Origin of the sequence: Microbacterium sp. E-13 (assembly GCF_049912955.1) — a bacterium.
Classification (GTDB): Bacteria; Actinomycetota; Actinomycetes; order Actinomycetales; family Microbacteriaceae; genus Microbacterium.
On sequence record NZ_CP183973.1, the window covers coordinates 1124966 to 1151329 of the forward strand.

The 26364-nt window shown below is 71.4% G+C and carries 22 protein-coding genes; 7 read left to right on the plus strand and 15 right to left on the minus strand.

Going from position 1 to position 26364, the window contains the following annotated elements; genetic code table 11:
- Window positions 1-41: 41 nt before the first annotated feature.
- The gene (locus ACN9MP_RS05055; RefSeq protein ID WP_426324227.1) at window positions 42-1157 is read left to right on the plus strand and encodes an adenosine deaminase; all 1116 of its coding nucleotides are present in this window, start codon (window positions 42-44) and stop codon (window positions 1155-1157) included.
- Between the two features lie 44 nt (window positions 1158-1201).
- Here the strand turns inward: ACN9MP_RS05055 and ACN9MP_RS05060 are convergent, their stop codons facing one another.
- From ACN9MP_RS05060 to ACN9MP_RS05095, 8 genes are all read right to left on the minus strand, one after another.
- The gene (locus tag ACN9MP_RS05060; protein ID WP_426324228.1) at window positions 1202-2122 is read right to left on the minus strand and encodes an endonuclease domain-containing protein; all 921 of its coding nucleotides are present in this window, start codon (window positions 2120-2122) and stop codon (window positions 1202-1204) included.
- 350 nt (window positions 2123-2472) lie between these two features.
- Complete coding sequence (locus tag ACN9MP_RS05065; protein ID WP_426324229.1) at window positions 2473-3252, minus strand: alpha/beta hydrolase; 780 nt, start codon at window positions 3250-3252, stop codon at window positions 2473-2475.
- 25 nt (window positions 3253-3277) lie between these two features.
- Window positions 3278-4441, minus strand: a complete 1164-nt coding sequence (locus ACN9MP_RS05070) for a mannitol-1-phosphate 5-dehydrogenase (RefSeq protein WP_426325920.1) — start codon at window positions 4439-4441, stop codon at window positions 3278-3280.
- Window positions 4441-4878: a PTS sugar transporter subunit IIA gene (locus ACN9MP_RS05075; protein ID WP_426324230.1), complete on the minus strand. Its 438-nt coding sequence runs from the start codon at window positions 4876-4878 to the stop codon at window positions 4441-4443. The genes ACN9MP_RS05070 and ACN9MP_RS05075 overlap by 1 nt, the downstream gene beginning before the upstream one ends.
- 183 nt (window positions 4879-5061) lie before the next feature.
- On the minus strand, window positions 5062-6618 hold the full coding sequence (locus tag ACN9MP_RS05080) for a PTS mannitol transporter subunit IICB (RefSeq protein ID WP_426324231.1): 1557 nt from the start codon (window positions 6616-6618) through the stop codon (window positions 5062-5064).
- Window positions 6619-6674: 56 nt separating this feature from the next.
- Complete coding sequence (gene ptsP / locus ACN9MP_RS05085; RefSeq protein ID WP_426324232.1) at window positions 6675-8330, minus strand: phosphoenolpyruvate--protein phosphotransferase; 1656 nt, start codon at window positions 8328-8330, stop codon at window positions 6675-6677.
- 2 nt (window positions 8331-8332) lie between these two features.
- The gene (locus tag ACN9MP_RS05090; RefSeq protein ID WP_426324233.1) at window positions 8333-8611 is read right to left on the minus strand and encodes an HPr family phosphocarrier protein; all 279 of its coding nucleotides are present in this window, start codon (window positions 8609-8611) and stop codon (window positions 8333-8335) included.
- A gap of 53 nt (window positions 8612-8664) precedes the next feature.
- Window positions 8665-9063 carry a PTS sugar transporter subunit IIB gene (locus tag ACN9MP_RS05095; protein ID WP_426324234.1) on the minus strand — a complete coding sequence of 133 codons (399 nt, stop codon included), beginning with the start codon at window positions 9061-9063 and terminating at the stop codon, window positions 8665-8667.
- 129 nt (window positions 9064-9192) lie between these two features.
- On the opposite strand from ACN9MP_RS05095, the gene ACN9MP_RS05100 reads away from it, so the two are divergent.
- Window positions 9193-11142 (plus strand): BglG family transcription antiterminator, encoded by a 1950-nt coding sequence (locus tag ACN9MP_RS05100; RefSeq protein ID WP_426324235.1) that lies wholly within the window; start codon window positions 9193-9195, stop codon window positions 11140-11142.
- A 611-nt stretch (window positions 11143-11753) separates the two neighbouring features.
- Here the strand turns inward: ACN9MP_RS05100 and ACN9MP_RS05105 are convergent.
- From ACN9MP_RS05105 to ACN9MP_RS05115, 3 genes are read right to left on the minus strand one after another with little or no spacing between them, the layout of a single operon-like run.
- Complete coding sequence (locus ACN9MP_RS05105) at window positions 11754-12338, minus strand: GNAT family N-acetyltransferase (protein ID WP_426324236.1); 585 nt, start codon at window positions 12336-12338, stop codon at window positions 11754-11756.
- Between the two features lie 8 nt (window positions 12339-12346).
- Window positions 12347-14479 (minus strand): phospho-sugar mutase, encoded by a 2133-nt coding sequence (locus tag ACN9MP_RS05110; protein WP_426324237.1) that lies wholly within the window; start codon window positions 14477-14479, stop codon window positions 12347-12349.
- Window positions 14476-15306 (minus strand): purine-nucleoside phosphorylase, encoded by an 831-nt coding sequence (locus tag ACN9MP_RS05115; RefSeq protein ID WP_426324238.1) that lies wholly within the window; start codon window positions 15304-15306, stop codon window positions 14476-14478. The genes ACN9MP_RS05110 and ACN9MP_RS05115 overlap by 4 nt, the downstream gene beginning before the upstream one ends.
- 104 nt (window positions 15307-15410) lie before the next feature.
- On the opposite strand from ACN9MP_RS05115, the gene ACN9MP_RS05120 reads away from it, so the two are divergent.
- Window positions 15411-16868 carry an NAD(P)H-quinone dehydrogenase gene (locus tag ACN9MP_RS05120; protein ID WP_426324239.1) on the plus strand — a complete coding sequence of 486 codons (1458 nt, stop codon included), beginning with the start codon at window positions 15411-15413 and terminating at the stop codon, window positions 16866-16868.
- Window positions 16869-17067: 199 nt separating this feature from the next.
- Here ACN9MP_RS05120 and ACN9MP_RS05125 read toward each other — a convergent pair whose 3' ends face one another.
- Entirely contained in the window at window positions 17068-18834 is a 1767-nt protein-coding gene (locus ACN9MP_RS05125) for an acetyl/propionyl/methylcrotonyl-CoA carboxylase subunit alpha (RefSeq protein ID WP_426324240.1), read from the minus strand.
- Window positions 18835-18946: 112 nt separating this feature from the next.
- Window positions 18947-19636 carry a Maf family protein gene (locus tag ACN9MP_RS05130; RefSeq protein ID WP_426324241.1) on the minus strand — a complete coding sequence of 230 codons (690 nt, stop codon included), beginning with the start codon at window positions 19634-19636 and terminating at the stop codon, window positions 18947-18949.
- A 150-nt stretch (window positions 19637-19786) separates the two neighbouring features.
- Between ACN9MP_RS05130 and ACN9MP_RS05135 the strand changes: the two genes are divergently transcribed.
- Genes ACN9MP_RS05135 through ACN9MP_RS05150 form a run of 4 tightly spaced genes read left to right on the plus strand, consistent with a single transcriptional unit; the run spans window position 19787 to window position 24191 of the window.
- A complete protein-coding gene (locus tag ACN9MP_RS05135) occupies window positions 19787-21157 on the plus strand; it encodes a class I SAM-dependent RNA methyltransferase (RefSeq protein ID WP_426324242.1) in 1371 nt (456 codons plus the stop codon).
- 22 nt (window positions 21158-21179) lie between these two features.
- Complete coding sequence (locus tag ACN9MP_RS05140) at window positions 21180-21857, plus strand: response regulator transcription factor (RefSeq protein WP_426324243.1); 678 nt, start codon at window positions 21180-21182, stop codon at window positions 21855-21857.
- The gene (locus ACN9MP_RS05145) at window positions 21847-23094 is read left to right on the plus strand and encodes a sensor histidine kinase (RefSeq protein ID WP_426324244.1); all 1248 of its coding nucleotides are present in this window, start codon (window positions 21847-21849) and stop codon (window positions 23092-23094) included. Before ACN9MP_RS05140 ends, ACN9MP_RS05145 begins: the two co-directional genes overlap by 11 nt.
- Window positions 23091-24191 carry a hypothetical protein gene (locus ACN9MP_RS05150; protein WP_426324245.1) on the plus strand — a complete coding sequence of 367 codons (1101 nt, stop codon included), beginning with the start codon at window positions 23091-23093 and terminating at the stop codon, window positions 24189-24191. The genes ACN9MP_RS05145 and ACN9MP_RS05150 overlap by 4 nt, the downstream gene beginning before the upstream one ends.
- 310 nt (window positions 24192-24501) lie before the next feature.
- On the opposite strand, the gene ACN9MP_RS05155 is transcribed toward ACN9MP_RS05150, so the two are convergent.
- Both ACN9MP_RS05155 and ACN9MP_RS05160 read right to left on the minus strand, forming a co-directional pair.
- Window positions 24502-24750 carry an acyl-CoA carboxylase subunit epsilon gene (locus ACN9MP_RS05155; protein ID WP_426324246.1) on the minus strand — a complete coding sequence of 83 codons (249 nt, stop codon included), beginning with the start codon at window positions 24748-24750 and terminating at the stop codon, window positions 24502-24504.
- The gene (locus tag ACN9MP_RS05160; protein ID WP_426324247.1) at window positions 24747-26336 is read right to left on the minus strand and encodes an acyl-CoA carboxylase subunit beta; all 1590 of its coding nucleotides are present in this window, start codon (window positions 26334-26336) and stop codon (window positions 24747-24749) included. The genes ACN9MP_RS05155 and ACN9MP_RS05160 overlap by 4 nt, the downstream gene beginning before the upstream one ends.
- Window positions 26337-26364 lie beyond the last annotated feature (28 nt).

The following is a 26364-nucleotide window of genomic DNA, read 5'->3' on the forward strand; positions in this document are numbered from 1 at the left end:
TCCGTCGTCATCCACTCGCGATCGCAACCGAGGAGAACTCCATGCCCATCGACCAGCACGGCGACGCCATCCTCGAGGGACTGTCGATCCGCAGCCTCCCCAAGGTGTCGCTGCACGACCACCTCGACGGCGGCGTGCGCCCGGCGACCATCATCGAGCTCGCGGACGCGATCGGGCTCGAGGTGCCGGAGTCCGATGCCGACGACCTCGCCGATTGGTTCGCCGAGAAGAGCGACTCGGGGTCGCTGGTCGAGTACCTCAAGACCTTCGACCTCACGACGGCCGTCATGCAGACGCGCGAGGGGCTGACGCGCGTCGCGCGCGAGTTCGTCGAAGACCTCGCGGCCGACGGCGTCATCTACGGCGAGGTGCGCTGGGCGCCGGAGCAGCATCTCGGCCGCGGGCTCTCGCTCGACGAGGTCGTCGCCGCGGTGCAGGAGGGCATCGAGGAGGGCGAGGATGCCGCGGAGCGCAGCGGTCGTGACATCCGCGTCGGCCAGCTGATCACCGCGATGCGGCACGCCGACCGGTCGCTCGAGATCGCGCGGCTGGCCGTGGACTGGCGCGGCCGCGGTGCGGTGGGCTTCGACATCGCCGGTGCCGAGGACGGCTTCCCGGCATCGAACCATCGCGAGGCGTTCGACTACCTCGCCTCGGAGTTCTTCCCGGTCACCGTGCACGCCGGCGAGGCCGCCGGGCTCGATTCCATCCGCTCTGCGCTCATCGACGGGCGCGCGCTGCGGCTCGGCCACGGGGTGCGCCTCGCCGAGGACCTCGAGGTCGTCTCGCGCGCGGGCGAAGAGGTGCTGGTGCAGTTCGGTGACCTGGCGCGCTGGGTGCGCGACCGCGAGATCCCGCTCGAGCTGTCGCCGTCGTCGAACCTGCAGACGGGCGCGATCGAGCGCTGGGGCACCACCATCGAGGACCATCCCTTCGACCTGCTGTACCAGCTCGGCTTCGCGGTGACCGTGAACGTCGACAACCGCACCATGAGCCGCACGTCGCTGACGCGCGAGCTCGCGCTGCTCGCCGAGACCTTCGAGTACGGTCTCGACGACCTCGAGGCCTTCCAGCTCAACGCCGCCGCCGGCGCCTTCCTCCCGGTGGAGGAGCGCGAGGAGCTCATCGACCTCATCGCCGACGGCTTCGAGGCCTAGTCCGTCGGCCCGAGTCTCGGCCGTCGTCTGCAGAACTCCACGGATCATCGACGTTCGACGGTCTCTGGGGCCCTGGGGTCTTTGAGCGGGGTCCGTCTTGTGGAGTTCTGCGGATCCCGGCGCCCGGCGTGGGCGGCCAGGATCGCCTTCATCGCCGCGACGATTTCGTCCGGGCGGTGGTAGATGTCCTCTGCGACCGGCCGGATCGTGGTGTAGCCCAGCCCTGCGGCGGCGATATCGCGGCGGCGGTCACGTAGCTGCGACTTCCAGTCCTCGTGGTGCGCCTTGCTGTCGCACTCGACGACGAGCCACCCGTCGATGATCAGGTCGACGCGCCCGACGCCGGGAAGCTCGACCTGAACCTCGACATGGCACCCCAGCGCCCGGAACAGCAGGCGCATGAGCGTCTCCGCGCCCGATTCGCAGCGAGGGTCGAGGAGGCCCCGCAGCATTCGATATCGCCGCGGAAGGCGGCGGAAGATCTCGGCGATCTCCGCCTCGCGGACGAGTCCGGAATGCCAAGCGCTGTCCAGGGTGGCCACCGCATCACGCGCAGGCTGGCACCGACACGCCTGGACGAGTGCGCTGACCAGATCGACCGCCAAGGCTGCTCTCTCGCATTCGGTCTTGCGCCAGTGGGCGACGACGTGCTGGGGCCGTTCGGGGAGACGAGTGGTTGCGGGCGTGAACTGCAGATGCAGCGGGTGCCGGTTCCTCACGAATACACCGATCTCGGCAAGTAGCGACACACAGTCGAGCCGGCCACCGAGCCGGCTCGCCTCCAGCAGTCGCGGATGGGTCTCGGCGCGGAGGTAGCGGCCGTTCCGGGCGCGGACGAGACGCCCGTCGGCCACGAGGCAGGCGATGCGGTGCCGGCTCAGGCCGTGCTCGGCGAGCTCCCGGGGACTGAGGAACGTCGCCGAGAGTATGCGGCGCTTGGCGGTGTACTTCTCGAGCGTGGACACCTCACCCAGCGAACCGGTCATGCGCAGAGCGGGGCGGCCGGTCCGAGGGATCCGGGGATAACGTCCGCGGATCGCCGGCTGGGGAGAAGTCGCGGATGGCGGAACTCCCGCGTGCCTGTCAGCCCGTTGGAGCCCGGAGAGTGAGAGGTCGCGGATCGCGGAACTCCACGGATCTGCGCGCCTCTCAGCCCGTTCAACCCCGGCGAGTGCGCAGGCGGCTCGAATTGGTGGAGTTTCGCGGGACGGTCGGAGAGTGAGACCGGTCGGCGGCGGGCGACGCGGGGGTGGGTGGCGAGAGGGGCGTCGAACGCCTCGGCCGACGTCTTGGCGGGGAGGTTGAGCCGGCGCGATCAGCGCGCGAGGGCGAAAGCGCCGATGAGCTCGGTGAGCTGGTCCCGCATGTCGTCGTCCGAGATCGTCGGGGTGCCGTCTCCTGCCTGCAGCCCGTAGTCCCCGAAGGACGAGTGGCTCGCTCCCTCGATCTCGTGCGACTCGGCGTCGTCGGGAAGCAGGTGGGCCGCATCCGCGACCTTCTCGGGCGTCGACAGCCCGTCCTCGGCGCCCGACACGCTGATCACCGGCAGGCCCGACTCCGACAGGTCGGTCGCGCAGTACGACCCGAACAGCGCAAGGCCTTCGGCATCCGCCGCCAGCTGGCAGGCCCGCACGCCGCCCAGCGAGTGCCCGCCGACCAGCCAGGTGCCGACATCCGGTGCCAGATCCGTGAAAGCCGACAGCGGGCGGAGGTCGAAGAAGGCCAAGTTCAGCCACGGCTTCGTGATGACGACGGTCACGCCCTCGTCGGCGACGAGCCCCGACAGCTTGTACGCGTACGCCCACGGGTCGACCTTCGCGCCGGGCACGTACACCAGCCCCACCTCGGACTCCTCGCCGGCGGGGGAGAGCACGATGCCGGCGTCGGTGTCGGCGATCGCGATGGCGGGGTTCGCCCTCACCTCCGCCAGCGGCTCGGCCTCGGCGCCCATCACACCGACCTGGCTCCAGACGAGGATGCCGGCGACACCCAGCACGATCAGGGCACCCAGCGACCCGATGATCCACCGCAGCACCCGCCGGCCGCGTCGGCGCGGCGTGACGACGGGCTCGGGCGAGGGAGCGTTCGCGGACACGACACGAGCGTAGTCGCGGGGAGCGCTACTCCGTCGCCCGATCGAGTTCCGCCTGCCGGGCGGCCACGACGGCCTGCACTTTCGGGAAGAGCGGATGCCCCGGCTCGAGGCCCGTGACCCCCGCGGTGAAGGTCGCGGAGTCCTGCTCCCGCAGCATCCGCTGCATGTCCACCGACTGCGCGTCCTCGCTGTCATCGAATGCCAGAGCCGCGCCCATCGCCGCCACCAGACCGTCGACGGGGAGCCCGCGCTCTGCAGCCTCGGCCGCCGGGCCGACGAACCTCTCGTGCCGCGACAGCTTGCGCAGCGGCTGACGGCCGACACGCCACACGGTGTCGGGGAGTCCCTTGTTGCGGAACCGGCCCAGGATCGTCTCGCGGTAGGCCGCGAGCGTCTCCGGCTCGAGCCCGTGCTTGGCGACGAGGAGCGCCGACGTCTCTTCGAGCGCGGCCTCCACGCGAGCCGCCACGGCAGCGTCGCTCAGCGCGTCGGCGATCGTCTCGACTCCGGCCTGCGCACCGAAGTAGGCGGCGGTCGCATGACCGGTGTTGACGGTGAACAGCTTGCGCTCGATGTAGGGCGCCAGGTCGTCGACGAAGTGCGCGCCGGGGATGTTCGGCGGGTCGTCGCCGAACGGCGGCCGCTCGATCGCCCATTCGAAGAAGGGCTCGACGGTGACGTCGACGCCCGCGCCTTCCGGCTGGGCGGGAACGATGCGATCCACCGCCGTGTTCGCGAAGACCGCACGCGCGGCGAGCGCGTCCCAGGCTTCGGCGGCGAGTGCGGTGATCTCGTCGCGCAGCAGATCGGTGGCGTTGATCGCGTTCTCGCACGCCATGATCTGCAGCGGCGGGCTCGAGGGGTCGCGCAGCGCGAGGCCGGCGACGATGTGCGGGGCCACGAACTTCAAGATGGTGGGACCGACGGCCGTGGTCACGACGTTGGCGCCGGCGACCTCTTCGATCACCTCGTCGGGGTGCTCGGCGCTGTTGATGGCACGGAAACCGGTGACGACGGTGTCCCGCCCGCCCTCTCCCACCTCGTGCACGGTGTAGCGGTCGACACGGTTGATGGCATCGACGAGCGGGGCGGCGACATCCGAGAACACCAGCTCGTAGCCGCCCTGGTGCAGCAGCAGCCCGACGAACCCGCGGCCGATGTTGCCGGCGCCGAAGTGGACGGCCTTCATCACACGCCCGCCGCCGACACGAGGCCGAACAGCTCCTCCGGGGTCTGCGCCTTCTTGAGGCGGGCCACGTCGTCTTCGTCCGAGAACAGGATCGCGATCTGCGACAGGATCTCCAGGTGCTCGTCGCCCTTCCCGGCGATGCCGATCACGAAGGTCACGGGGTTGCCGTCCCAGTCGACGCCCCCGTCGTAGCGCACGACCGAGAGCGCCGACTCGAGGATCTCGTTCTTCGTCTCGTTCGTGCCGTGGGGGATGGCCAGCTCGTTGCCCATGTACGTCGAGACGGTCTGCTCGCGCTGGAGCATCGCGTCGTAGTACGCGCCCGTGACGGCACCGGCGGACTGGAGGATGTCGGCGGCCTCCCGCATCGCGTCGTCGCGCGTCGCGCTGCCGGAGTGGATGCGCACCTGGCCGATGCTCAGAACCTCGCGTGCCATGTTCTCGCCTTTCTCGCTGTTGTTCCCACGGTTCGTTCGTCACAAACGTACGCAGAAACCCTGGTTCGGCGTACACCTGTGGCGAACGAGCTGTGGACGGATGCCGCGGCCCGGCGCCCGCGGTCGTGCGGAGGGCGGTGGGGCCGGGGGCGTTGCGCCCTGCCCGGCCCCACCGCTGTCTCGTTACGCCTTGTCGTCGTGCTGGCCGCGGACCAGGTCCACGACCTCGTCGTACCGCGGCGAGTTCATGAAGTTGTCGACCGAGACGTGCACCGAGTTCGGCGTCTTCTGCCGCGCGCGGTCGGTGAGCTGGTTCTGCGTGATGACCAGATCGGCCGAGGGGTCGAGCGCCGCGATCGCCTTGTTGGTGACCGTGACGTCCTCGATGCCCGCCTTCTTGATCTTGTTGCGCAGGACGCTGGCGCCCATGGCCGACGAACCCATGCCCGCGTCGCACGCGAACACGATGTTCTTGATCTCGCGCTCGGTCATCGTCGCCGGCTCGATGCCGCCGTCGGCCTGCGTGACCGCGCCGCCCCGGAGACCCGAGAGCGCGTCGGACGACTTGCCCTTGGCTGCCTCGGTCTGCGTGATCGCTGCGCCGAACGCGTCGTCGGTCGCCGCCATCGCCTCGAGGTCCCGCTTGCGGGAGGCCCGCAGGATGACCCACGAGATGAGGAACGTCACGGTGGCGGCCAGCACCACCGACAGGAGGACCGCGAAGTACGAGTTGTTCGCGACTTGAGCGATGACGGCGAAGATGCTGCCCGGTGCGGCCGGCGCTCGCAGGGCACCGCCCAGGAGCATGTTCGTCGTGACGCCGGTCATGCCGCCCGCGATCAGCGCGAGGATCAGCATCGGCTTCATGAGCGCGTACGGGAAGTACACCTCGTGGATGCCGCCGAAGAACTGGATCACCGCGGCGCCCGGAGCCGACGCGCGAGCGGCGCCGATGCCGAAGAACGTGAACGCGAGGAGCAGACCCACACCGGGACCGGGGTTGGCCTCGAGCAGGAACAGGATCGACGAGCCGGTCTCGGCGGACTGCTGGATGCCGAGCGGCGTCAGCACGCCGTGGTTGATGGCGTTGTTGAGGAAGAACACCTTTGCAGGCTCGATGATGATGCTCGTGAGCGGCAGCAGGTTCATCGAGACGAGCCAGTCGACCGCGTTGCTGAGGATCTGCATGACGCCGTTGACCAGCCATGCGATCGGGTAGAACCCGATGATGGCGAGCACGAAGCCCCAGATGCCGGCCGAGAACATGTTGACGAGCATCTCGAAGCCCGCCTTGATCTTGCCGTCCCACAGGCTGTCGAGCCATCTCATCGAGTAGGCGCAGATCGGGGCCATGATCATCGCACCGATGAACATGTGCACCTGGCCGAGCTGGTTGTCGGCGGGCAGGTCGGCGTTGATCTGTGCGATGAGGTAGTCCGACCCCGCGATCGCGCCGAACGTGCCGATCGATGCGACGACGCCGCCGCGGACGCCGTAGATGATGTTGCCGCCCGTGTAGGCGATGAGGATCGGCAGCAGGTAGTGGATGAACGGACCGACCAATGTCGCGAGCGCCGGCACCGGGGTCCAGCCGACCGCGATGAAGAACGCCGTGAAGATGCCCCACGCGATCAGCGCGGGGATGTTCGGCATGATCATGCCGGACAGGAACGTGCCGAAGCGCTGGACTCCGACTCGCGCCCTGCTGGTGCCCGAAGCGGGCACTGACGCCGTTGTCATTTTGCTGTCTCCCTTTTCTTGTGGTCTTGCGCGGCCGCGGACGACGGCACGCGTTCTTATCGCCTGGCGGCCGACTGGGCGGCCGAGCGGGCGGATGCCGCGTCGTCCGCGGCGAGGGCGGCCGAGGCGATCTCGCGCGCCTGGTCGAGGGTGTGCTGGAGAAGAGTGGCGCGCACGTCGGCGAGGGCCGTGGGCGCCATGGACAGGCTCGTGGCGCCGAGGCCCACGAGCACGACGGCGAGCAGGGGGTCTGCTGCCGCCTCGCCGCAGATCCCCACCGGCTTGCCGTTCGCGCGGCCGGCGGCGCCGACCTCTCGGATCAGGCGCAGCACCGCCGGGTGCCACGGGTCCTGGAACGACGCGACCGACCCGAGCAGGCGGTCTGCGGCGAGCGTGTACTGCGTGAGGTCGTTCGTGCCGATCGACGCGAAGTCCGCCTCCCCCAGGATGCGGTCGGCGAGGAGCGCCGACGAGGGAACCTCCACCATCACGCCGGCGGTCTTGATGCCGTAGTCGCGCGCCAGCTCGACGAAGTACTCCGTCTCCTCCACCGTCGCCACCATCGGCGCCATCACCCAGAGGTCGGCCTGGGTGGCGGCATCCGCTTCGGCCAGGGCGGTGAGCTGCTCGCGGAGGATGTCCTCGCTGGCACGCAGGGCACGGATGCCGCGCAGGCCGAGCGCGGGGTTCTCCTCGTGCGCGTCGTTGAGGAACGCCAGCGGCTTGTCGGCGCCGGCGTCGAGAACCCGCACGACCACCTTCTTGCCCGGGAACGCCGACAGCAGCTTCACATAGGACTCGCGCTGCTGCTCGACGGTCGGCGCCTGGTTCGAGCTCAGGAACAGGAACTCGGTGCGGAACAGGCCCACGCCCTCGGCTCCGAGCGCGACGGCGTCGGTGGCGCCGTCGGGGTTGCCGAGGTTGGCCAGCAGCGGGATCGCGGTGCCGTCGGCGAGCGCCCCGTCGGTGATGGGAGCGGATGCCGAGGCCGCACGTGCGCTCGCACGGTTCTCGGCCCGCTCGAGCTCTTCGGGCGTCGGCTGCGTGGTCACCACGCCGGCGGCGGCATCCACGATCACGGTCTCGCCGTCGCGCAGTCCTGTCGCCGAGGTCGCACCCACGATCGCGACGATCGACTTCTCCCGCGCGAGGATCGCGGTGTGCGAGGTCGGGCCGCCCTCGGTGGTGATGAGGGCGAGCACCTTGTCGAGGTCGAGAAGAGCGGTGTCAGCCGGGGCGAGGTCCTTGGCGACGAGGACGAACGGATGCCCCGGATCGGGAACGCCCGGCGCCGGGACGCCACGCAGCCGGGCGATCACCCGCTGCGCCACGTCGTCGAGGTCGGCGGCACGCTCGCCGAGGTAGCCGCCCATGGCCGTGAGCTGGTCACGGAACGAGGCGAACGCGTCGAACACGGCGAACTCGCCGGTCTTGCCCTGTGCCAGCCGGGCGCCGATCTCGTCGGCGAGGGTCGGGTCCTCGGCCATCATGGCCTGCGCCTCGAGCACTTCCTGCGCCGCGCCGCCGGCCTGCGCGCCGCGCGCCTCGAGTTCGCGCGCGACGGTGGCCACGGCATCCGCCACCCGCGACTTCTCCTCGTCGACGCCGAGCGTGCTGGGCGCGTCCGAGGGTGGCGGCGCCGGCTCGGCCATGCGCGCGACGGGCCCCTGGGCGACGCCCAGCCCGATTCCCACACCTCGCAGTTCGGTCATGTTCAGGCCTCCGCGTCGTGGTCGGTGGTGAGGAGCTCGGCGAGGGTGTCGAGCGTCGACTCGGCCCCGTCGCCGTCCGCCGTGAGGGTCACGTAGTCTCCCCGCTCGACCCCCAGCGCGATGACGCCGAGGATGCTCGCCGCGTTCACGGGGCTGCCGGCATCCTTCGCGATCGTGACCGGGATGCCGGCATCCTTCGCCGCCTGCGCGAACAGCTTGGCCGGGCGCGCGTGCAGCCCGTGCGCCGATCCGATGCGGACGGTGCGGGAGGTGGGTGGCATGTCGTGGCCTCTCTGTCTGTTCTGGGGTGATATCTCACGGAGTTGCCCGCCTGTCACGAATCGCCGTCTTCGGTGACGGATCGTGACGGGGGAGCAGTCGTGTTCGAAGGGGTCTCGGCAGAGGGCTCGTCCGCCGGTGGCGGGTTCCCGTCCCCGGTGGCGGCACGGACGAGCGCGAGGGTGCGGGTGCCGTCGCGGTCTCCGAAGATGTCGGACGGCAGGAGCACCACCGTGGTGCCCCGGGCGGCGGCATCCCGTTCTATGCGCTCCATCGCATGCGAGAGGTGCGGACCGACCAGGACGACGTCGGCGGCATCGAGATCGATCGGGAGCGATTGCTCGGTGCCGGCGAAGGCGGAGTAGTCGAGTCCCTGTGCGTGGGCCGCGTGGCGCACGCGCTGTGCGACGAAGGTGCTCGACGCACCCGCTCCGCACACCACCAGGATCCTCATCGACCCGCCTCCTCTTCCGCCATTCTTGTGAGATCGCTGGGAGCCGCACAACCACTGCTTCTTCCGCAGGGGCGGAAACCGCGCCGCCTCGGCCGCCTCGGCGGGTCGTGCGCGTGGTTGACTGGAAGCGTGACCCGGGCCCGGCAGGATCGTGTGCTCGGACTGCTCCTGCGCGACGGCGACTGGGTGACCGCATCCGCCCTCGCCGACGCCCTCGGCGTGACGCCCCGGAGCATTCGCTCGTACGTCACGGCGGCGAACGCCCGGGTGGTGCCCGGGGTGGCCGTGGAGTCGGGGCCCCAGGGCTATCGTGCCGGCGCCGACGCCGCGGCCGCGCTGCGCGCCGGTGGCGACAGCGGCACACCCCGAGACCGGCTGCACACGCTGGTGCGCACGCTGCTCGACGCGGACGACGGGGTCGACGTCTTCGAGACCGCCGACGCCCTTCACGTCTCGCCCGCGACGCTCGACGCCGATCTGGCCCGCGTGCGCGGACTGCTCGGCGGCACCGAGCTGACGCTGGAACGGTCGGCCTCGCGCGCCCGGCTGCGCGGCACCGAGGGCGCGCAGCGCAGGCTTCTCAGCCGGCTGGCGCACGACGAGATGGATGCCGGATCCTTCGACCTCGCCGCCCTGCGGCGGACGCTCGGGGAGGGGTCCGTGGGCGCCCAGGCGTTCGGGCCGTTCAAGACCGAGCTGGTGGCCCGTCTCGGCGAGCTCGGGTGGTTCGTCAACGAGTTCGGCATCGCCGACGTCGTGATGCACATCGCGATCGCCGCCGACCGCACGGCGCGCGACCGGCCGCTCGACGGGAGCGCCGAGCCACCCGCGGGCGAGGCCGAGCGGCCGACGCAGAGCCAGGTGGCCGGGATCATCGCGGAGCTGTCGGTCCGCCACCTCGGGGTGCGGCTCGGCAGCGCCGACCTGCAGCACCTCGCCACGCTGGTGCTGACGCGCGTGGTCGCGCCCGACGGTCACGAGGGCGCAGCATCCGGGACCGCGCCGTCCACCCTCGACCCCGAGGTGGAGGCCGTCGTGCGCGAGGTCGTGACCGCCGCTGCCGACGAGTTCCTCGTCGACATCGCGCATGACGACTTCGTCGCCCGCCTCGCACTGCACGTGCAGAACCTGCTGCACCGCGCCCGCGAGCAGGCGTGGTCGCGCAATCCGCTCACGCGCTCGCTGAAGTCGACGTACCCGATGATCTTCGAGGTGGCGGTGTTCATCGCCAGCCGCCTGCAGCAGCGGCTCGGCATCCCGCTGCCCGACGACGAGATCGCCTACATCGCGATGCACGTGGGCGGCAGGCTCGAACGCAGCCGCCGCGCCGATCAGCTGCTCACCGCCACCATCGTGTGCCCGGGGTACTACGACCTGCACGAACTGCTGCGCTCGAGCGTCGACCGGTCCCTGGGGCAGGCGATCGAGGTGGTCGGCGTCGAGACGCGGGCCGACCCCGACTGGTCGTCGATCGACACCGACCTCGTGCTCACGACGATCGACCCGCCCACGGCGAGCGACCGCATCGTGCGGATCCAGCCGTTCCTCACCGACGGCGACGTCGAGCGCGTGCAGACGGCGGCGGGACGGATCCGGCGGTCACGCCGTCTCGCGCGGCTGCGCGCCGAGCTCGAGCGGTACTTCGAGCCGTCGGCCTTCGTCCGCGGGCTCGACGACGCCGCGGTCGCCGGCGAAGAGGGCGTGATCCGCGAGCTCGGCGCGCTGCTCCTCGACATCGGGGTCATCGACGCGGAGTACATCGAACGCACCATCGAGCGCGAGCGACTCTCGTCCACCGCGTTCACCGACGCCCTTTCGGTTCCTCACGCCCTGGAGATGACGGCATCCCGCACCGCCATCGCCATCGGCATCGCCGACCCCTCGATACCCTGGGGCGACGGACGGGTTCAGGTCGTGGCGCTCGTGGCGTTCTCCGAGAACGACCGCGAGGCGTTCCAGACCGTGTTCGAGCAGTTCGTCGAGGTGTTCAGCGAGCGCGAGAGCGTGCAGCGCATCGTGCGTCGCGGCACCGACTTCAACGCCTTCCTCGACGAGCTCGTCGCCGTCATCGACGGCTGAGCCCGAGGCATCCGTCCCGCCGGCTTTGTCCGCGCCGTGGAGGTGGCGGGAGGTGCCGCGGGGGCGGGGCCGAGGCGGTGCGTGATGCCACTTTGGCGCGGGGCCGGGCCGTGGAGGTGGCATCAGGTGCCGCAGGGGCGGGGCCGAGGCGGCGCGTGCTGCCACTTTGGCGCGGGGCCGGGCCGTGGAGGTGGCGGGAGGTGCCGCGGGGCGGGGCCGAGGCGGCGCGTAATGCCGCTTTCGCGATGGGCCGCGCCGTGGAGGTGGCAGTTGTGGTCGCCTCGCCGGAGATCACCCGACCACGGGTGTCACCTTCTTCGCGAGCGGCAAGCCGCGGCATCCCTCCCGCCTTGTCCGCGCAGTGGAAGTGGCAGCAGGTGCCGCAGGGGCCGGGCCGAGGCGGCGCGTGATGCCACTTTGGCGCGGGGCCGCGGCGTCGAGGTGACCGCTGTGGTCGCCTCGCCGGAGATCACCCGACCACGCGTGTCACCTTCTTCGCGAGCGTCGTGCCGCGAGCGGCGTGCGATGAATGCGGCGAGAGGGAACGGATGCCGCAGGCCCGGGTCAGCCGCGGGCGAGACGCTGGGTGAGGTCGAGGCGGACGGCCCGGGTCAGCCCCGGGCGAGACGTTCCGAGAGGTCGAGGCGGACGGCCGGCCACTCGTGGGGGAGGATCGAGAACACGACGGTGTCGCGCAGCGAGCCGTCGGGTCCGAGGCGATGGTTGCGCAGCACGCCGTCCTGCTTCGCGCCGAGGCGTGCGATCGCGGCCCGGGACTGGCGGTTGTGCCAGTGGGTGCGGAACTCGACGGCGATCGCGTCGCACGACTCGAACGCGTGGGTGAGCAGGAGCAGCTTGGACGCGGTGTTCACGGCGGTGCGCTGCGCCTCCGGGCCGATCCAGGTGTGACCGATCTCGACGTGCCGGTTGGGCTGGTCGATGTTGCAGAAGGTCGTCGTGCCGACCACCCGGCCGGTATCCAGCCGGCGCACCGCCCACGGATTCATGTGGCCCTCGTCGCGCCACCTGAGACGCTGGTCGATGTCGGCGGCCATGTCGTCGGGGCGCGGCATCGAGGTGTACCACGCATGCTCCAGGCCGACAGCGGCAGCGGCGAGATCGGCCTCGTGCTCGGCGGCGAGAGGTTCGAGCCTGACGTGCGCGTTCTCGAGTGCGACGGGCAGGGTGAGCAGCATGCGCGGGGTCAGCCGCCGTACTCGGCGAGCAGGGCGCGGGCGCCGTCGGTCAGGGCGGAGATGCGCCCCGCGGCGTCGTGGCGGGTCTCGCCGCGCACGTCCAGGTAGAGCTTGAGCTTCGGCTCGGTGCCGCTCGGACGCACGACCACGCGTGACCCGTCCGCGAGCCACAGACGCAGCACATCGCCCGGCGGCAGGTCGTCGACGCCTTCCAGAAGGTCGTCCACGCGGTCCACCGCCACTGCGCCGACGGTCTCCGGGTGGCGTTCGCGCAGCGCCGCCATGATGCGCGTGATCTGCGAGAGGTCGTCGACGCGCACCGACACCTGGTCGCTTGCGAAGGCACCGAACTGCTCCTCGAACTCGATGAGCAGGTCGGCGAGCGTGGCGCCCCGGCCGCGCGCCTCGGTCACCATGCCGAGCATGGCGACGGCCGCCGAGATGCCGTCCTTGTCGCGGACGGTCTGCGGGTTCACGAGGTAGCCGAGGGCCTCCTCGAACCCGAACACCATGCCGGGGGCGCGCGAGATCCACTTGAAGCCCGTGAGCGTCGCGTGGAAGTCCAGACCGTAGTGCTCGGCGACGGTCTGAAGACCCGGCGACGAGACGAGCGAGCAGGCGAGGGAGGCGCCCGGCACCGGCCCGTCGGCCGTCGCGATCCGGGCGGCCCGCCAGCCCAGCAGCAGGCCGATCTCGTTGCCGGTGAGCCGGCGCCAGCCGCCGTCGGCGGACTCGTCCGGAATCGCCACCGCGAGGCGATCGGCGTCAGGGTCGTTCGCGATCACGAGATCGGCTCCCGCCTCGCGCGCCGTCTGGAAGGCGAGGTCCATCGCACCCGGCTCCTCCGGGTTCGGGAAGGCCACCGTCGGGAAGCTGCCGTCGGGCTCGAGCTGTGCCGTCACCGGCACCGGCGCGGGATAGCCGGCGCTGTGGAGGATGCGCGAGAACGTCTCCCACCCGACCCCGTGCATCGCGGTGTACACCCACGTGAGGCCCTCGGCCGACGCGGGTGCGGGTGCCACGGCGGCCGTCGCGGCGACGTAGTCGTCGACGACAGCCTCGGTGGCGAACTCGAAGCCCAGCGAGCGCGGGATGGTGCTGATGTCGCCGGCCTCCGCCACGCGCTCGATGTGGGCGGCGATCTCGGCGTCGGCGGGGGAGACGATCTGCGAGCCGTCGTCGTCGCCACCCAGGTAGACCTTGTAGCCGTTGTCGTCGGGCGGATTGTGGCTCGCCGTCACCATGACGCCGGCCGCCGCGCCGAAGTGCCGCACCGCGTAGGCGAGCACCGGGGTGGGAAGGAGGCGCGGCATGAGGATCGCGCGCAGGCCCGCCCCGGCGAAGATCTCCGCCGAGTCGCGGGCGAAGACGTCGGAGTTGCGGCGACCGTCATAGCCGATCACCACGATGGGCGCGTCGTCGAGGATGCCGGGCACCTCCGGCCCCTCGGCCTCGAGGGCGTCCGCCGACGGCGCCTCCGTCAGTTCCGGTGCGGAGGGCTCGCGGCGCGGCGCGGCGTCGGTGGCGTGGGCGGCGTCGGTGGCGTGGGCTGCGGCATCCGTGGCTGCCGCGGGGGACGTCTGAGGCGCAGCATCCGTCTCCGTCTGCGTCTCGGCGTCTCCCGCGGCCGCCTCCGAATCGGATGCGGGCGAGGCGTCGGCGGCGCCCGCCACGGCTGCTTCCGGATCGGGCGCGGGGGCGACGTCGGCGGCGCCGGGGTCGCCGGGGTCGCCCTGCTCCGTCGAATCGGCCGGCACGCGGGCGTGAACGGCCTCGACGCCGACCGGCGGCAGACCCGCCTTCTCGCGCACGTAGGCGGCGAGACCCGCCGCCGCCTGGGCGACGAGCACGCGGTTCATGCGGTTGCTGCCGGCGCCGAGCGCCCCGCGCAGACCCGCCGTGCCGAAGGCGAGGCGCGTCGAGAAGCGGTCCGTCAGATCGTCCGTCGCGGCGGCATCGCCTGTCTCGGCGGCCTCGATCAACGCACGCAGCTCGGCGCGGGTGTCGCCGTCGGGGTCCTGGGCGAGCCACGCGTGGGCGCGCGCGAGCACGTCGGCCGTGCTGTCCGCCCCGGTCGGCACCGCGTCGGGGGCCGGCTCCTGGCGGTCCGGTTCGGCCGCCGGCACCTCGGGGCCGCTCACAGCGCGCCGATCACGCGGGCGAGGAGCGACGAGATGACCGGCTCGGCGTTGCGGCCGGCCTCGAGCACCTCCTCGTGGCTGAGCGGGTGCTTCTGGATGCCCGCCGCCATGTTCGTGATGAGCGAGAAGCCCAGGATCTCCATGCCCGCCTGCCGGGCGGCGATCGCCTCGAGCGCGGTGGACATGCCGACGATGTGCCCGCCGAACGACTTGACCATCTGCACCTCGGCCGGCGTCTCGTACTGGGGACCGCGGAACTGCGTGTACACGCCCTCGTCGAGGCTCGCGTCGATGGTCCGCGCCAGGTTGCGCAGCCGCCGCGAGTACAGGTCGGTGAGATCGATGAACGTCGCTCCCTCGAGGGGCGTGGCGCCCGTGAGGTTGATGTGGTCGCTGATCAGCACCGGGCGCCCCGCGTGCCAGGTCTGCTTGATGCCGCCGGCGCCGTTGGTCAGCACCATCGTGCGGGCGCCGGCCGCGGCCGCCGTCCGCACGCTGTGCACCACCCGGCGCACCCCGTGGCCCTCGTAGTAGTGGGTGCGCGCACCGATCACCAGGACGCGGCGCCCCTTGGGGGTGACGACGCTGCGCAGGGTGCCGGCGTGACCGGTGAGAGCCGGAGCGCTGAACCCCGTCACCTCCGTGGCGGGGAACGTCGAGGTCGTCTCGCCCAGGAGCTCCGCGGCCTTCGCCCAGCCGCTGCCGAGCGTGAGCGCGATGTCATGGCGCTCGACGCCCGTGATGCGGGCGATGTCCCCGGCGGCGGCGGCGGCGACCTCGAAAGGGTCGGCCGCGGGGTCGTCGAGAGGATTGCCGGTATCTGACATGCCCCCACTCTAGGAACGTGCGGGCGGCAGAGCCAGCGATGGGCCGCTGTCGCGCGTCCCGCGTGTCGGGCGGATGTCATCGTGGGCCGCGGCGGCAGGGGAGAATGGAATCCATGTCGATCAGCTTCGAGACCACCCAGAGCGTCGCCGTCCTCGGCGGCGGACCCGGAGGCTACGAAGCGGCGCTGGCCGCCGCCCAGCTCGGGGCGGAGGTGACGGTGGTCGAGCGTGCCGGGATCGGCGGCTCGGCCGTGATCACCGACGTGGTTCCGTCGAAGTCCCTGATCGCCACCGCCGACGCGGCCGTCGCCATCGCCGGCGCCGGCGACCTGGGCGTGCAGCTCTTCGCCAAGAGCAAGGACGGCAAGCCCCTCAAGCCCGAGATCGCCATCAACCTCACCGCGGTCAACAAGCGCCTCCTCACCCTCGCCCGGCAGCAGTCGGACGACATGCGCGCCTCGCTCGCCGAGGCGGGCGTGCGCATCGTCTCGGGTCACGGCCGCCTCGAGGGCGGCAACGCCGTGGTCGTCTCGACCGGCCCGGGCGGCACCGATTTCGACCGCATCGAGGCCGACACGCTCGTCGTCTCCACCGGCTCGTCGCCGCGCGAGCTGCCCACCGCCCGGCCCGACGGCGTGCGCATCCTCACGTGGACTCAGCTGTACAACATGCAGGCGCTGCCCGAGCACCTGATCGTGGTGGGGTCCGGCGTCACCGGCGCGGAGTTCGCGGGTGCCTACATGAATCTCGGCGCGAAGGTGACGCTCGTCTCCAGCCGCGACCAGGTGCTGCCCGGTGAGGACAAGGATGCGGCGGCCGTGCTCGAGCGCGTGTTCAAGCGCGGCGGAATGAACCTGCTGTCGAAGTCGCGCGCCGCCAAGGTCGAGAACACCGGCGACGGCGTGGTCGTGACCCTGTCGGATACCCGGACCATCGAGGGCAGCCACTGCCTCGTCGCGGTCGGCTCGATCCCCAACACCGCCGGCATCGGCCTCGAGCAGGCCGGCATCCAGATGACGGAGTCCGGCCACATCCAGGTCAATCGGGTAGCGCGCACGTCGGTTCCCAACATCTACGCCGCGGGCGACTGCACCACGTTCGTGCCGCTCGCGTCGGTCGCCTCGATGCAGGGACGCACGGCCATCTTCCATGCGCTCGGCGACATCGTGATCCCGCTGGAGCGCCGCCGCATCACGTCGAACATCTTCACCGCGCCCGAGATCGCGACGATCGGCTGGCAGGAGAACGACATCGCCGACGGTCACATCCAGGGCGTCGTGCACAAGCTCCCGCTGGCGGCCAATCCGCGCGCGAAGATGATGGGCATCAAGGACGGCTTCGTCAAGCTCATCGCCCGAGAGGGGAGCGGCACCGTGATCGGCGGGGTCATCGTCGCCCCCCGCGCCTCGGAGCTCATCTACCCGATCGCCATCGCGGTCGAGCGTCGTCTCACCGTCGACCAGGTGTCACGAGTGTTCGCGGTGTACCCCTCGCTGTCGGGGAGCATCACCGACGCCGCACGCGCGATGCACGTCGTCGACCACAACGTCTACGGCGGCTGACGACCCCGTTCGCGGCTCTCACCGAGATCGCACGTCGGGTGCGCGCGGGGCGTGTGCGTTCGGCGAGATCATGTGATGCGAGCGGATGCTGCGAGCCGCAGCATCCGTCATCGATCGGGTCTCGATACGCTCGTTCCTCGCTACTCGACCTTGACCCGGCACGCATCAACGCTCGTGCCTCGCATTGATCCGCGCCGCGTCAAGAGATCGTCAGCAGCTGGTGGCCGGCCGACACGGTGGTGCCGGGCTCGGCGTCGATGGTGCCGATGACGCCGTCCTTGTGGGCCTGGATGGGCTGCTCCATCTTCATCGCCTCGAGCACGACGACCAGCTCGCCCTTGACGACCTGCTGGCCCTCCTCGACGGCGACCTTCACGACGGTCGCCTGCATCGGCGACTTCACGGCATCCCCCGAGGCGCCGGCGACGACGCTCGGGGCGTGCGAGCGGCGCGACGGCGGCACGGCGGCGGGGCGGCCTGCGACGCCGACGGGCGCCACGACCCGGTCGGGAAGGCTCACCTCGAGGCGCTTGCCCGCCACTTCGACGACTACGGTGTGCCGCGCCTCGGACGGGGTCGCGTCGCTCAGTTCGCCGTCCCACGGGGCGATGTCGTTCACGAACTCGGTCTCGATCCACCGCGTGTACACCCCGAAGCGGCCGTCCTCCGCCGTGAACGCGGGGTCGCGCACGACGGCGCGGTGGAAGGGGAGCACCGTGGGAAGGCCTGACACCGCGAACTCGTCCAGCGCGCGACGCGAGCGCTCGAGGGCCTCGGCGCGGTCGCGGCCGGTGACGATGATCTTGGCGAGCAGGGAGTCGAAGGCGCCCGACACGCTGTCGCCGGCGGTGACGCCGGAGTCCAGGCGGATGCCCGGGCCGCCGAACGTCTTGAAGACGTGGATGGGACCGGGCTGAGGGAGGAACCCGCGACCGGGGTCTTCGCCGTTGATGCGGAACTCGATCGAGTGGCCGTCGGCGACCGGGTCGTCGTAGCCGAGATCCTCGCCCTCGGCCAGACGGAACTGCTCGCGCACGAGGTCGATGCCGGTGATCTGCTCCGACACCGGGTGCTCGACCTGCAGGCGGGTGTTCACCTCGAGGAACGAGATCGTGCCGTCAGCGCCGATGAGGAACTCGCAGGTGCCGGCGCCGAGGTAGCCGACCTCCTTGAGGATGGCCTTCGACGCGTCGTAGAGCGTCTTGTTCTGCTCGTCGGTGAGGAACGGCGCGGGCGCCTCTTCGACGAGCTTCTGGTGGCGGCGCTGCAGCGAGCAGTCGCGCGTCGAGATGACGACGACGTTGCCCGCAGCATCCGCCAGGCACTGCGTCTCGACGTGGCGCGGCTTGTCGAGGTACTTCTCGACGAAGCACTCGCCGCGGCCGAACGCGGTGATGGCCTCACGCGTCGCCGACTCGAAGAGCTCGGGGATCTCGTCGATCGTGCGCGCGACCTTGAGGCCTCGTCCGCCGCCGCCGTACGCGGCCTTGATCGCGATCGGAAGGCCCACCTCCTCGGCGAAGGCGACGACCTCGTCGGCGCCGGCCACAGGACCGGGCGTGCCGGGCGCGAGCGGTGCGCCCACCTTCTCGGCCACGGCGCGGGCGGTGACCTTGTCGCCGAGCGCCTCGATGGCCTCGGGCGACGGGCCGATCCAGACCAGGCCCGCGGCGATCACGGCGCGGGCGAAGTCGGCGTTCTCGGCGAGGAAGCCGTAGCCCGGGTGCACCGCATCGGCACCGGAGCGGCGGGCGACCGAGAGGATCTTCTCGATCGACAGGTAGGTCTCCGCACTCGTGGAACCGTCCAGTGCGTACGCCTCATCGGCCAGCCGGGCGTGCATGGCGTCGCGGTCCTGTTCGGCGTAGACGGCGACCGACGCCTTCCCGGCGTCGCGGGCGGCGCGGATGACGCGGACGGCGATCTCGCCGCGGTTGGCAACGAGAACCTTGGCGATACGAGGCATGAGTGCCAGCCTACTCACGGCTTCCCGAGGGCTTTTGAGCGGTTCGTACAAGAACCGACCAAGAACGTGGGCTTCCTCACACAATGGAAACCGCCACCCGTGGGTGCGTCATCTACGCCGACTGCTCGCCGATCTCCACGGGCCCGAGCGAGGGGTCCGTCGTGTTCCACAGCGTGGTCCATTCCACTCCGACTTCGCGTGCGAGGCGTCGCAGCGTCGACACCGACATGCCCACGACCGTGGAGGGATCGCCGTCCACCCGCTCGATGAAGGCCCCGCCGAGGCTGTCGACGGTGAAGGCGCCCGCGACCTGCAGCGGCTCACCGGTGGCGACGTACGCCTCGATCTCGGCATCCGTCACGTCTTCGACGAAAGAGACGGATGCTGCGGCCGTCGCGTGCACCTCGCGGGACTGCTCGCCGGGCACGATGCGGACCACGGCGTGGCCCGAGTGCAGCACGCCGGTGCGCCCGCGCATCGCCCGCCACCGTGCGGCGGCGTTCTCGGCCGTGTAGGGCTTGCCCAGCACCTCGCCGCCGATCTCGAACATCGAGTCGCCCCCGATGACGAGGCCGTCGAAGTCGGGGATGTCGTCGCGGAGGCGCGCCGCGACGTCGGCTGCCTTGCGGCGCGCGAGCAGCAGGACGTGCTCGTCGGGTGCGAGGGTGCGTCGCTCGGCGGCCTCGACCGCGGCGATCACCGCCTCTTCGTCGACGTCGGGCGCCACGGTGAGGGGGCGGATGCCGAACTGGCCGAGCAGCATCAGCCGCGCGGGTGAGGTGGAGGCCAGGCAGACGCGCATGGGTCCACCGTACGCGGCAGCGCCTGCGCGTTCAGGATTCAGTCCAGGTGTGCGCTCCCGGCTGGCCGAGGCGCGGGTTTGCGCGCCGCTGGCGCGACGGGCCCGCTGCGCGGACTGAATCCCCGACGGAAGGGGACGTAGGCTCGACGGGTGAGCGGAACCGGCGACATCCTCGACCTCGACATCACGGGCGTCGCCCACGGCGGCGTCTTCGTCGCCCGCCACGAGGGTCGCGTGGTCTTCGTCGCCGACACGATCCCCGGCGAGCGGGTGCGGGCGCGGCTCACCGACACCGCGAAGAAGTCGTTCTGGCGCGCCGAGACGCTCGAGGTTCTCGAGGCGTCGCCGCACCGGCAGCTGCACGTGTGGCGGCAGGCAGACGTCGACGTGCCTCCCGACCAGCGCCCGGGCGGCGCCGACTTCGGCCACATCTCACTCGACCACCAGCGCCGGCTCAAGCTCGAGGTGCTCCTCGACGCGCTCCACCGCTTCGGCGGGATCGCCGTGCCGACGGCCACGATGCGCGGAGCGTCCGCGCCGCTGGACGCCGACCGCGCGCCCGATGAGCAGGAGGCCGACGGCGAGACGGTCGACGGGACCGGGTGGCGCACCCGTGTGAGCCTGCATGTCGACGCCGACGGACGCGTCGGTCAGTACGCGGCGCGGAGCCATCGCGTGATCCCGCTCGAGGATCTGCCGCTCGCCACCGCGGCCGTCGAGCGCGCCGCGCTCGAGCTGCGCGGGGGAGAGCAGGGGCGCATCGATCTCGTGCAGCCGGCGGACGGGCGCGTGCGGGTGCTGCCGCGCCCCCACGCATCGCGACCCGCGGCCGCCCGCGGTGGCCGCGCCCGCCGGGCGCCCGGACGGGGCCCCGGCAAGAACACGGGCGCGGCACCGGGCCGCGAGGTCGTCGTCGAACGGGTCGACGGCCGCGACTTCCGGGTGGATGCAGGCGGGTTCTGGCAGGTGCATCGCCTCGCCGCGCACACCCTGACGGCCACGGTGGCGGCGGCGCTCCGTGGCGCGACCGGCGACGCTCCGATCGTCGACACCGACGCCTGGCACCTGGACCTCTACGGCGGCGTGGGGCTCTTCGCCGCGACCCTCGGGGAGCTCGGCGGCCCCGCGACCCGCGTCACCAGCGTCGAATCCGATCCGCGGGCGACCGAGCATGCCGGCGAGAACCTCGCCGAGTGGGTGGGGGCACGGGCCGAGACCGGGCGCGTCGACCGGTGGCTGGCGCGGCTCGCGGCCGAGGCATCCGTCACCGAGAAGGAGCGGCTGTCGCGGGGCGTCGTCCTCCTCGACCCGCCCCGCTCGGGAGCCGGACGTGAGGTCGTGGAGCACATCACGGCCCTCTCGCCGGCGACCGTGGTCTACGTCGCGTGCGACCCCGTCGCGCTCGCCCGCGACATCGCGACGTTCCGCTCGGGCGGGTACGAGGTGGGGCGCATCGACGCACTCGACGTCTTCCCGAATTCACATCACGTCGAAGCCGTCGCGGTGCTCACGCGCCCGTGAGCCACGTGGATAGGCTGGCCGCATGACGCGCGTCGCCCTCATCGACGATCATGAGTCGGTGCGACTCGGGCTCGAGGCGGCGTGCGCCCGCGCCGAGTCCATGACGGTCGCCTTCTCGGGCAGCACGGTGACCGAGTACGTCGACTGGCGGGCCTTCTCGCGGCAGCCGCCGGCGGACGTCGTCGTGCTCGACCTCACGCTCGGCGACGGCACCACCGTCACCGAGAACGTGCGACGGCTCGTGCTCGACGGCTCGAGCGTCATCATCCACAGCGTCGCCGACCGCCCTGCGGCCGTGCGCGAGGCGCTCGCCGCCGGCGCCGCGGGGGTGGTGAGCAAGTCCTCGCCGATCGGCGACGTGATCGCCGCCGTGCGCACGGTGGCGCGGGGCGAGCCGCTCAACAACGTCGAGTGGGCGAGCGCGGTCGAGGGCGACCGGGCGTTCGCCGATGCCCAGCTGTCGGCGCGCGAGCGGGACGTGCTGCGGCTCTACGCCGCCGGCCTGCCGCTAAAGGTCGTCGCCGACCGTCTCGGGGTCGCATACTCCACAGCGAAGGAGAACATCACGCGCATCCGCGTCAAATACGTCGAGGTCGGAAGACCTGCTCCGACCAAGATCGATCTGCTCCACCGGGCCGTCGAGGACGGCATCCTGGTGGAGCCTTCGGCCGACCCGAGAGACATCGCGCGTGGCCAGTGACGCGCAGACCGGCGTGCTCGATGCGGCGTGGGGGCAGATCCCGCACTCGCCGCAGACGACGGCGGGCATCGGCTCGTTCACCCGCTCGCGCGTCGAGCGCATCATCTCGCTCGTCGCCGGTGCATTCGGCTCGCTGATGCTCGGGGTTCAGGCGTTCCTCACCGCCCTCGGGTCGAACGACGAGCTTCCCGGCTGGCACGAGGCGCTGATGATCTCGGTCTTCGGGAGCCTCGCGGTCATGATCCTGGCGTGCGTCATCGGGCGCGGGGTGCGCGTGGCCGCCGGGGTCTTCGCGCTGGTCTACGTCCTGGCGCTCGTCGTGTGGCCGATCGCCACCGCAGGCGTCGAGCCGTCCCAGGACGAGCCGTGGATCTGGTACCTCCTCAACCTTGCGACCCTGGCGGCCGTCCTGGCCTTTCCCTTTCCGCTGCAGATCGGCTGGACGATCCTCGCCCCCGTCCTCTTCGGGGTCGTGCGACTGCTCCAGGTGGGTTTCGCGCAGGAGTACTGGTTCGCCGTCGGCCTCGACGTGTCGTTCGCGCTCATCCTGGGCGGCGTCATCCTGACCCTCGGCTGGCTCTTCCGCTCGATGGCCGTCAACGTCGACGAGACCCGCGCCCGCGCGGTGGCGTCGTACGCGCAGGCGGCGGCCGCGGATGCGGCGGAGCAGGAGCGCGTGGCCGTGGCGGCGCTCATGCACGACAGCGTGCTGGCCGCGCTCATCGCGGCCGAGCGGGCGAGCACTCCCCGCGAGCGCACCCTGGCGGCGACGATGGCCCGCGAGGCGCTCACCCGCCTGGCCAACACGGAACAGGACGACCACGAGGGAACCGACGAGCCGTGGGATGCCTCCGTCCTCGCCGCCGAGATCGGCGAGGCCGCGAGCGAGCTGGGTGTCGAGATCGACGTGCAGCGGGAGATCGAGCCGGCGGCGGCGCCCATTCCCGGACGCGTCGCCCGGGCACTGACGCTCGCCGCGACGCAGGCCGTGGCCAACGCCGTGCAGCATGCCGGCGGGGCGGGCCTCGGCGTGGCCGTGACGGCGACCGGCGGGCGCGTACGCGTCGAGGTGCACGATGCCGGGGAGGGCTTCGACCTGGATGCCGTCCCCGACGACCGCCTGGGGATCCGGGCATCGATCATCGCCCGTGTGGCCGCCGTCGGCGGTCAGTCCGACCTCGAGACCGGATCGCACGGCACCGTCGTGCGCCTCACCTGGCAGGAGCCCGTCGGATGATCAGCGTCAAGAACGTCCTGATCGTGCTCGCCGTCGCGTTCAGCGCCTATCTCGCCGCCCGGGGCCTGTGGTGGACGGCCCCCGTGCCGCAGCCGCTCGTGGTCGTCACGACCCTCGGCCTGTATCTGGCCACGACCTGGCTCTGCATCTTCTGGGAGCCGGCGTCGGTGCGCTCGGCACCCCACCCGGTCCTGGCGGACGTGCCCGCTCCCGCGCACCCCGACGACGCCGCCCCGTCGGCCACCGACGGCTTCCGCGGCCCGGTTCCCCTGCCCGTCGCGGCGCAGATCCTGGCGCTCGCCTGCGCCGTGATCGTACCGAGCGCGATCTCGCTGGGTGTGGGGGAGGCGTCGCGGACCGCGCCCTTCGCAACGTGGTACCTGGGCGGGATCGGCGCGCTGATGACGGTCGTCATGGTGCGCCGTCGCCCCTGGACCGCGTGGGCCGGGATCGTCATGCTGGCCATCGCGTCGTCGGTCTGGATGGGCCCGCTCAACGCACTCGCGCTCGGCCTCGTGGGTTCCATCGTGTGGGTGACCTGTGCCCAGCTGCTGGTGTTCTCGATGGACCGGGCGGCGCGGGACACCTCGCGGCTCACCCGGCTGCAGCGTGCGGCCACCGGATGGCAGACGTCGCAGGTCGTGCGCCAGCGGGAGCGGCGCGTGCAGGTGCAGAAGGCCCTCGCCGTCGCCGGGCCCGTGCTCACCCGCACGGTTGCCCGCAACGGCGTGCTCAGCGACTCCGACCGCCTGGAGGCTCGCATCGCCGAGGGGCGCCTGCGCGACGAGATGCGCGGCCCGCGCCTGCTCGACGATGAGGTGCGCGCCGAGCTCGAGCGCGCCCGGCGCCGCGGCGCCAACGTCACGGTACTCGACGAGGGCGGGCTCGACGACGTCGACGACGCGACGCTCGCCGTCATCCGGGCACAGCTTGCGGAAGCGCTGCGCGCGGCTAGCTCCGAACGGCTGTACATCCGCACCTCGCCCGACGAGCACGTCGCGGTCACCGTGGTGGGGCGGTCGCCGTCGGTGGGTGCGCCGAGCGACGAGGACTCCGTCGACCTGTGGCGTGAGATCCCGCACCCGGGTCGCGTCTGAGGTCGCGGGTCGGGTCTGAGACCCGTACGGCGGGCGTTATCGCTCCCCGCCCGGAAAGGGGAGGGGAGACCAGGCGGGGAACGGGATAGAAGGAGGCGAGGGGCGGCGAAGCCGCCCGCCCCTCGCCTGGCGGACGGTTACCCGAAAACCGTCCGCGTGGTCGGATCCAGGGCACCCGCACAGCGGATCGGATCGACCGAACGCAAAAGCGTTCCAGCGAATCCAGTATCGCCGTGCCCGGAACGACGTGTCTGTAGGTATTTCGGGGGACAACCGGATTCGGTTGTCCGACCTCTGCGGCTCAGGCGGCTCAGCCGGCTGAGCCGAATCGGCCCCACCCGAGGTCGCGATCGAGCGGCTGACGGAGGGCCCGCTGCGACAGCGACCACGCGCTCCGGCGTGCGTCGTCGGCCGCGACGGCCTCGGCCGCCTCGCCGGTGTACGCCTCGCTCACGACGGCGATGAGCGCCGCGAGCTCCTCCTCCGTCGGCGCCCCGCGGAGCACGTCGATCCTGACGCTCTGCGCCGCAGCATCCGTCCCCCCGCCCGCCTCGCTCACAGCGGGATGTTCCCGTGCTTCTTGGGCGGGAGGCTGGCGCGCTTGCCGCGCAGGGCACGCAGCGCCTTGGCGATCGAGACGCGCGTCGCCGCGGGCTCGATGATGCCGTCGAGCTCGCCGCGTTCGGCCGCCAGGAACGGCGAGGCGACGTTGTAGGTGTACTCGTTCGCGAGGCGCGTGCGCACGGCCGCCACGTCTTCGCCCGCCTCTTCGGCGCGCTTGATCTCGCCGCGATACAGGATGTTGACGGCGCCCTGCCCGCCCATGACGGCGATCTCGGCGGTCGGCCACGCAAGGTTGACGTCGGCGCCCAGCTGCTTCGAGCCCATGACGATGTACGCGCCGCCGTAGGCCTTGCGGAGGATCACCGTCACCAGCGGCACCGTGGCCTCGGCGTAGGCGTACAGCAGCTTCGCACCGCGGCGGATGACGCCGGTCCACTCCTGGTCGGTGCCGGGGAGGTAGCCGGGAACGTCGACGAGCGTGACGATCGGGATCGAGAACGCATCGCAGAACCGCACGAAGCGGCTGGCCTTCTCGCCGGCCTCGATGTTGAGCGTGCCCGCCATCTGCGACGGCTGGTTTGCGATGATGCCCACCGAGCGGCCCTCGATGCGACCGAAGCCGATCACGATGTTCGGCGCGAAGAGTGGCTGCACCTCGAGGAAGTCCTCCGCATCGACGATCCCGCGGATCACCTGGTGGATGTCGTACGGCTGGTTGGGCGAGTCGGGGATGACCGCGTTCAGCGCGCGGTCGGCATCCGTCGTCTCGAACTCGAAGCCCGACTCGTAGACCGGCAGCTCGGCCATGTTGTTGTCGGGGAGGAAGCCGAGCATCGAGCGCACGTAGTCGATCGCGTCGTCTTCGTCTTCGGCCAGATAGTGGGCGACGCCCGAGCGGGTGTTGTGCGTGTGCGCGCCGCCGAGCTCCTCCATGCCGACGTCCTCGCCGGTCACGGTCTTGATGACGTCGGGGCCGGTCACGAACATCTGGCTCGTCTTGTCGACCATCACGACGAAGTCGGTGAGCGCGGGGGAGTAGACCGCGCCGCCCGCGGCGGGTCCCATGATGATCGAGATCTGCGGGATGACGCCGGACGCCCGGGTGTTGAGGCGGAAGATCTCGCCGTACTTGCCGAGGGCGACCACGCCTTCCTGGATGCGCGCGCCACCGGAGTCGAGGATTCCGACGATCGGGATGCCGCTGCGCAGCGCGAACTCCATGACCTTGATGATCTTCTCGCCGGCGACCTCGCCGAGCGACCCGCCGAACGTCGAGAAGTCCTGCGAGTACACGGCGACCGTGCGGCCGTGGATGGTGCCGACGCCGGTGACGACCGAGTCGCCGTAGGGGCGCGAGCGGTCCATGCCGAAGGCGGTGGTGCGGTGGCGCACGTACTCGTCCAGCTCGACGAAGCTGCCGGTGTCGAGCAGCATGTCGATGCGCTCGCGCGCGGTGCCCTTGCCCTTCGCGTGCTGCTTCTCCTTGGCGACCTCCTCCGGATCGAGGACGGCCTCCTGGAAGCGTGCACGGAGGTCGGCGATCTTGCCGGCGGTCGTCGAGAGGTCGGGCTGCTCGGTCACGGATTCCACCCTATCGGCGGGTTCTCGC

Excerpts from the sequence above, each read along its gene's own strand:
- ACN9MP_RS05125 (WP_426324240.1), bottom strand. The coding sequence starts at position 18,834 with ATGCCTCGTATCGCCAAGGTTCTCGTTGCCAACCGCGGCGAGATCGCC.
- ACN9MP_RS05095 (WP_426324234.1), bottom strand. The coding sequence starts at position 9,063 with ATGAGGATCCTGGTGGTGTGCGGAGCGGGTGCGTCGAGCACCTTCGTC.
- ACN9MP_RS05090 (WP_426324233.1), bottom strand. The coding sequence starts at position 8,611 with ATGCCACCCACCTCCCGCACCGTCCGCATCGGATCGGCGCACGGGCTG.
- ACN9MP_RS05120 (WP_426324239.1), top strand. The coding sequence starts at position 15,411 with ATGGAATCCATGTCGATCAGCTTCGAGACCACCCAGAGCGTCGCCGTC.
- ACN9MP_RS05150 (WP_426324245.1), top strand. The coding sequence starts at position 23,091 with ATGATCAGCGTCAAGAACGTCCTGATCGTGCTCGCCGTCGCGTTCAGC.
- ACN9MP_RS05105 (WP_426324236.1), bottom strand. The coding sequence starts at position 12,338 with ATGCTGCTCACCCTGCCCGTCGCACTCGAGAACGCGCACGTCAGGCTC.
- ACN9MP_RS05115 (WP_426324238.1), bottom strand. The coding sequence starts at position 15,306 with ATGTCAGATACCGGCAATCCTCTCGACGACCCCGCGGCCGACCCTTTC.
- ACN9MP_RS05070 (WP_426325920.1), bottom strand. The coding sequence starts at position 4,441 with ATGAAGGCCGTCCACTTCGGCGCCGGCAACATCGGCCGCGGGTTCGTC.
- ACN9MP_RS05075 (WP_426324230.1), bottom strand. The coding sequence starts at position 4,878 with ATGGCACGCGAGGTTCTGAGCATCGGCCAGGTGCGCATCCACTCCGGC.
- ACN9MP_RS05140 (WP_426324243.1), top strand. The coding sequence starts at position 21,180 with ATGACGCGCGTCGCCCTCATCGACGATCATGAGTCGGTGCGACTCGGG.
- ACN9MP_RS05080 (WP_426324231.1), bottom strand. The coding sequence starts at position 6,618 with ATGACAACGGCGTCAGTGCCCGCTTCGGGCACCAGCAGGGCGCGAGTC.
- ptsP (WP_426324232.1), bottom strand. The coding sequence starts at position 8,330 with ATGACCGAACTGCGAGGTGTGGGAATCGGGCTGGGCGTCGCCCAGGGG.
- ACN9MP_RS05055 (WP_426324227.1), top strand. The coding sequence starts at position 42 with ATGCCCATCGACCAGCACGGCGACGCCATCCTCGAGGGACTGTCGATC.
- ACN9MP_RS05130 (WP_426324241.1), bottom strand. The coding sequence starts at position 19,636 with ATGCGCGTCTGCCTGGCCTCCACCTCACCCGCGCGGCTGATGCTGCTC.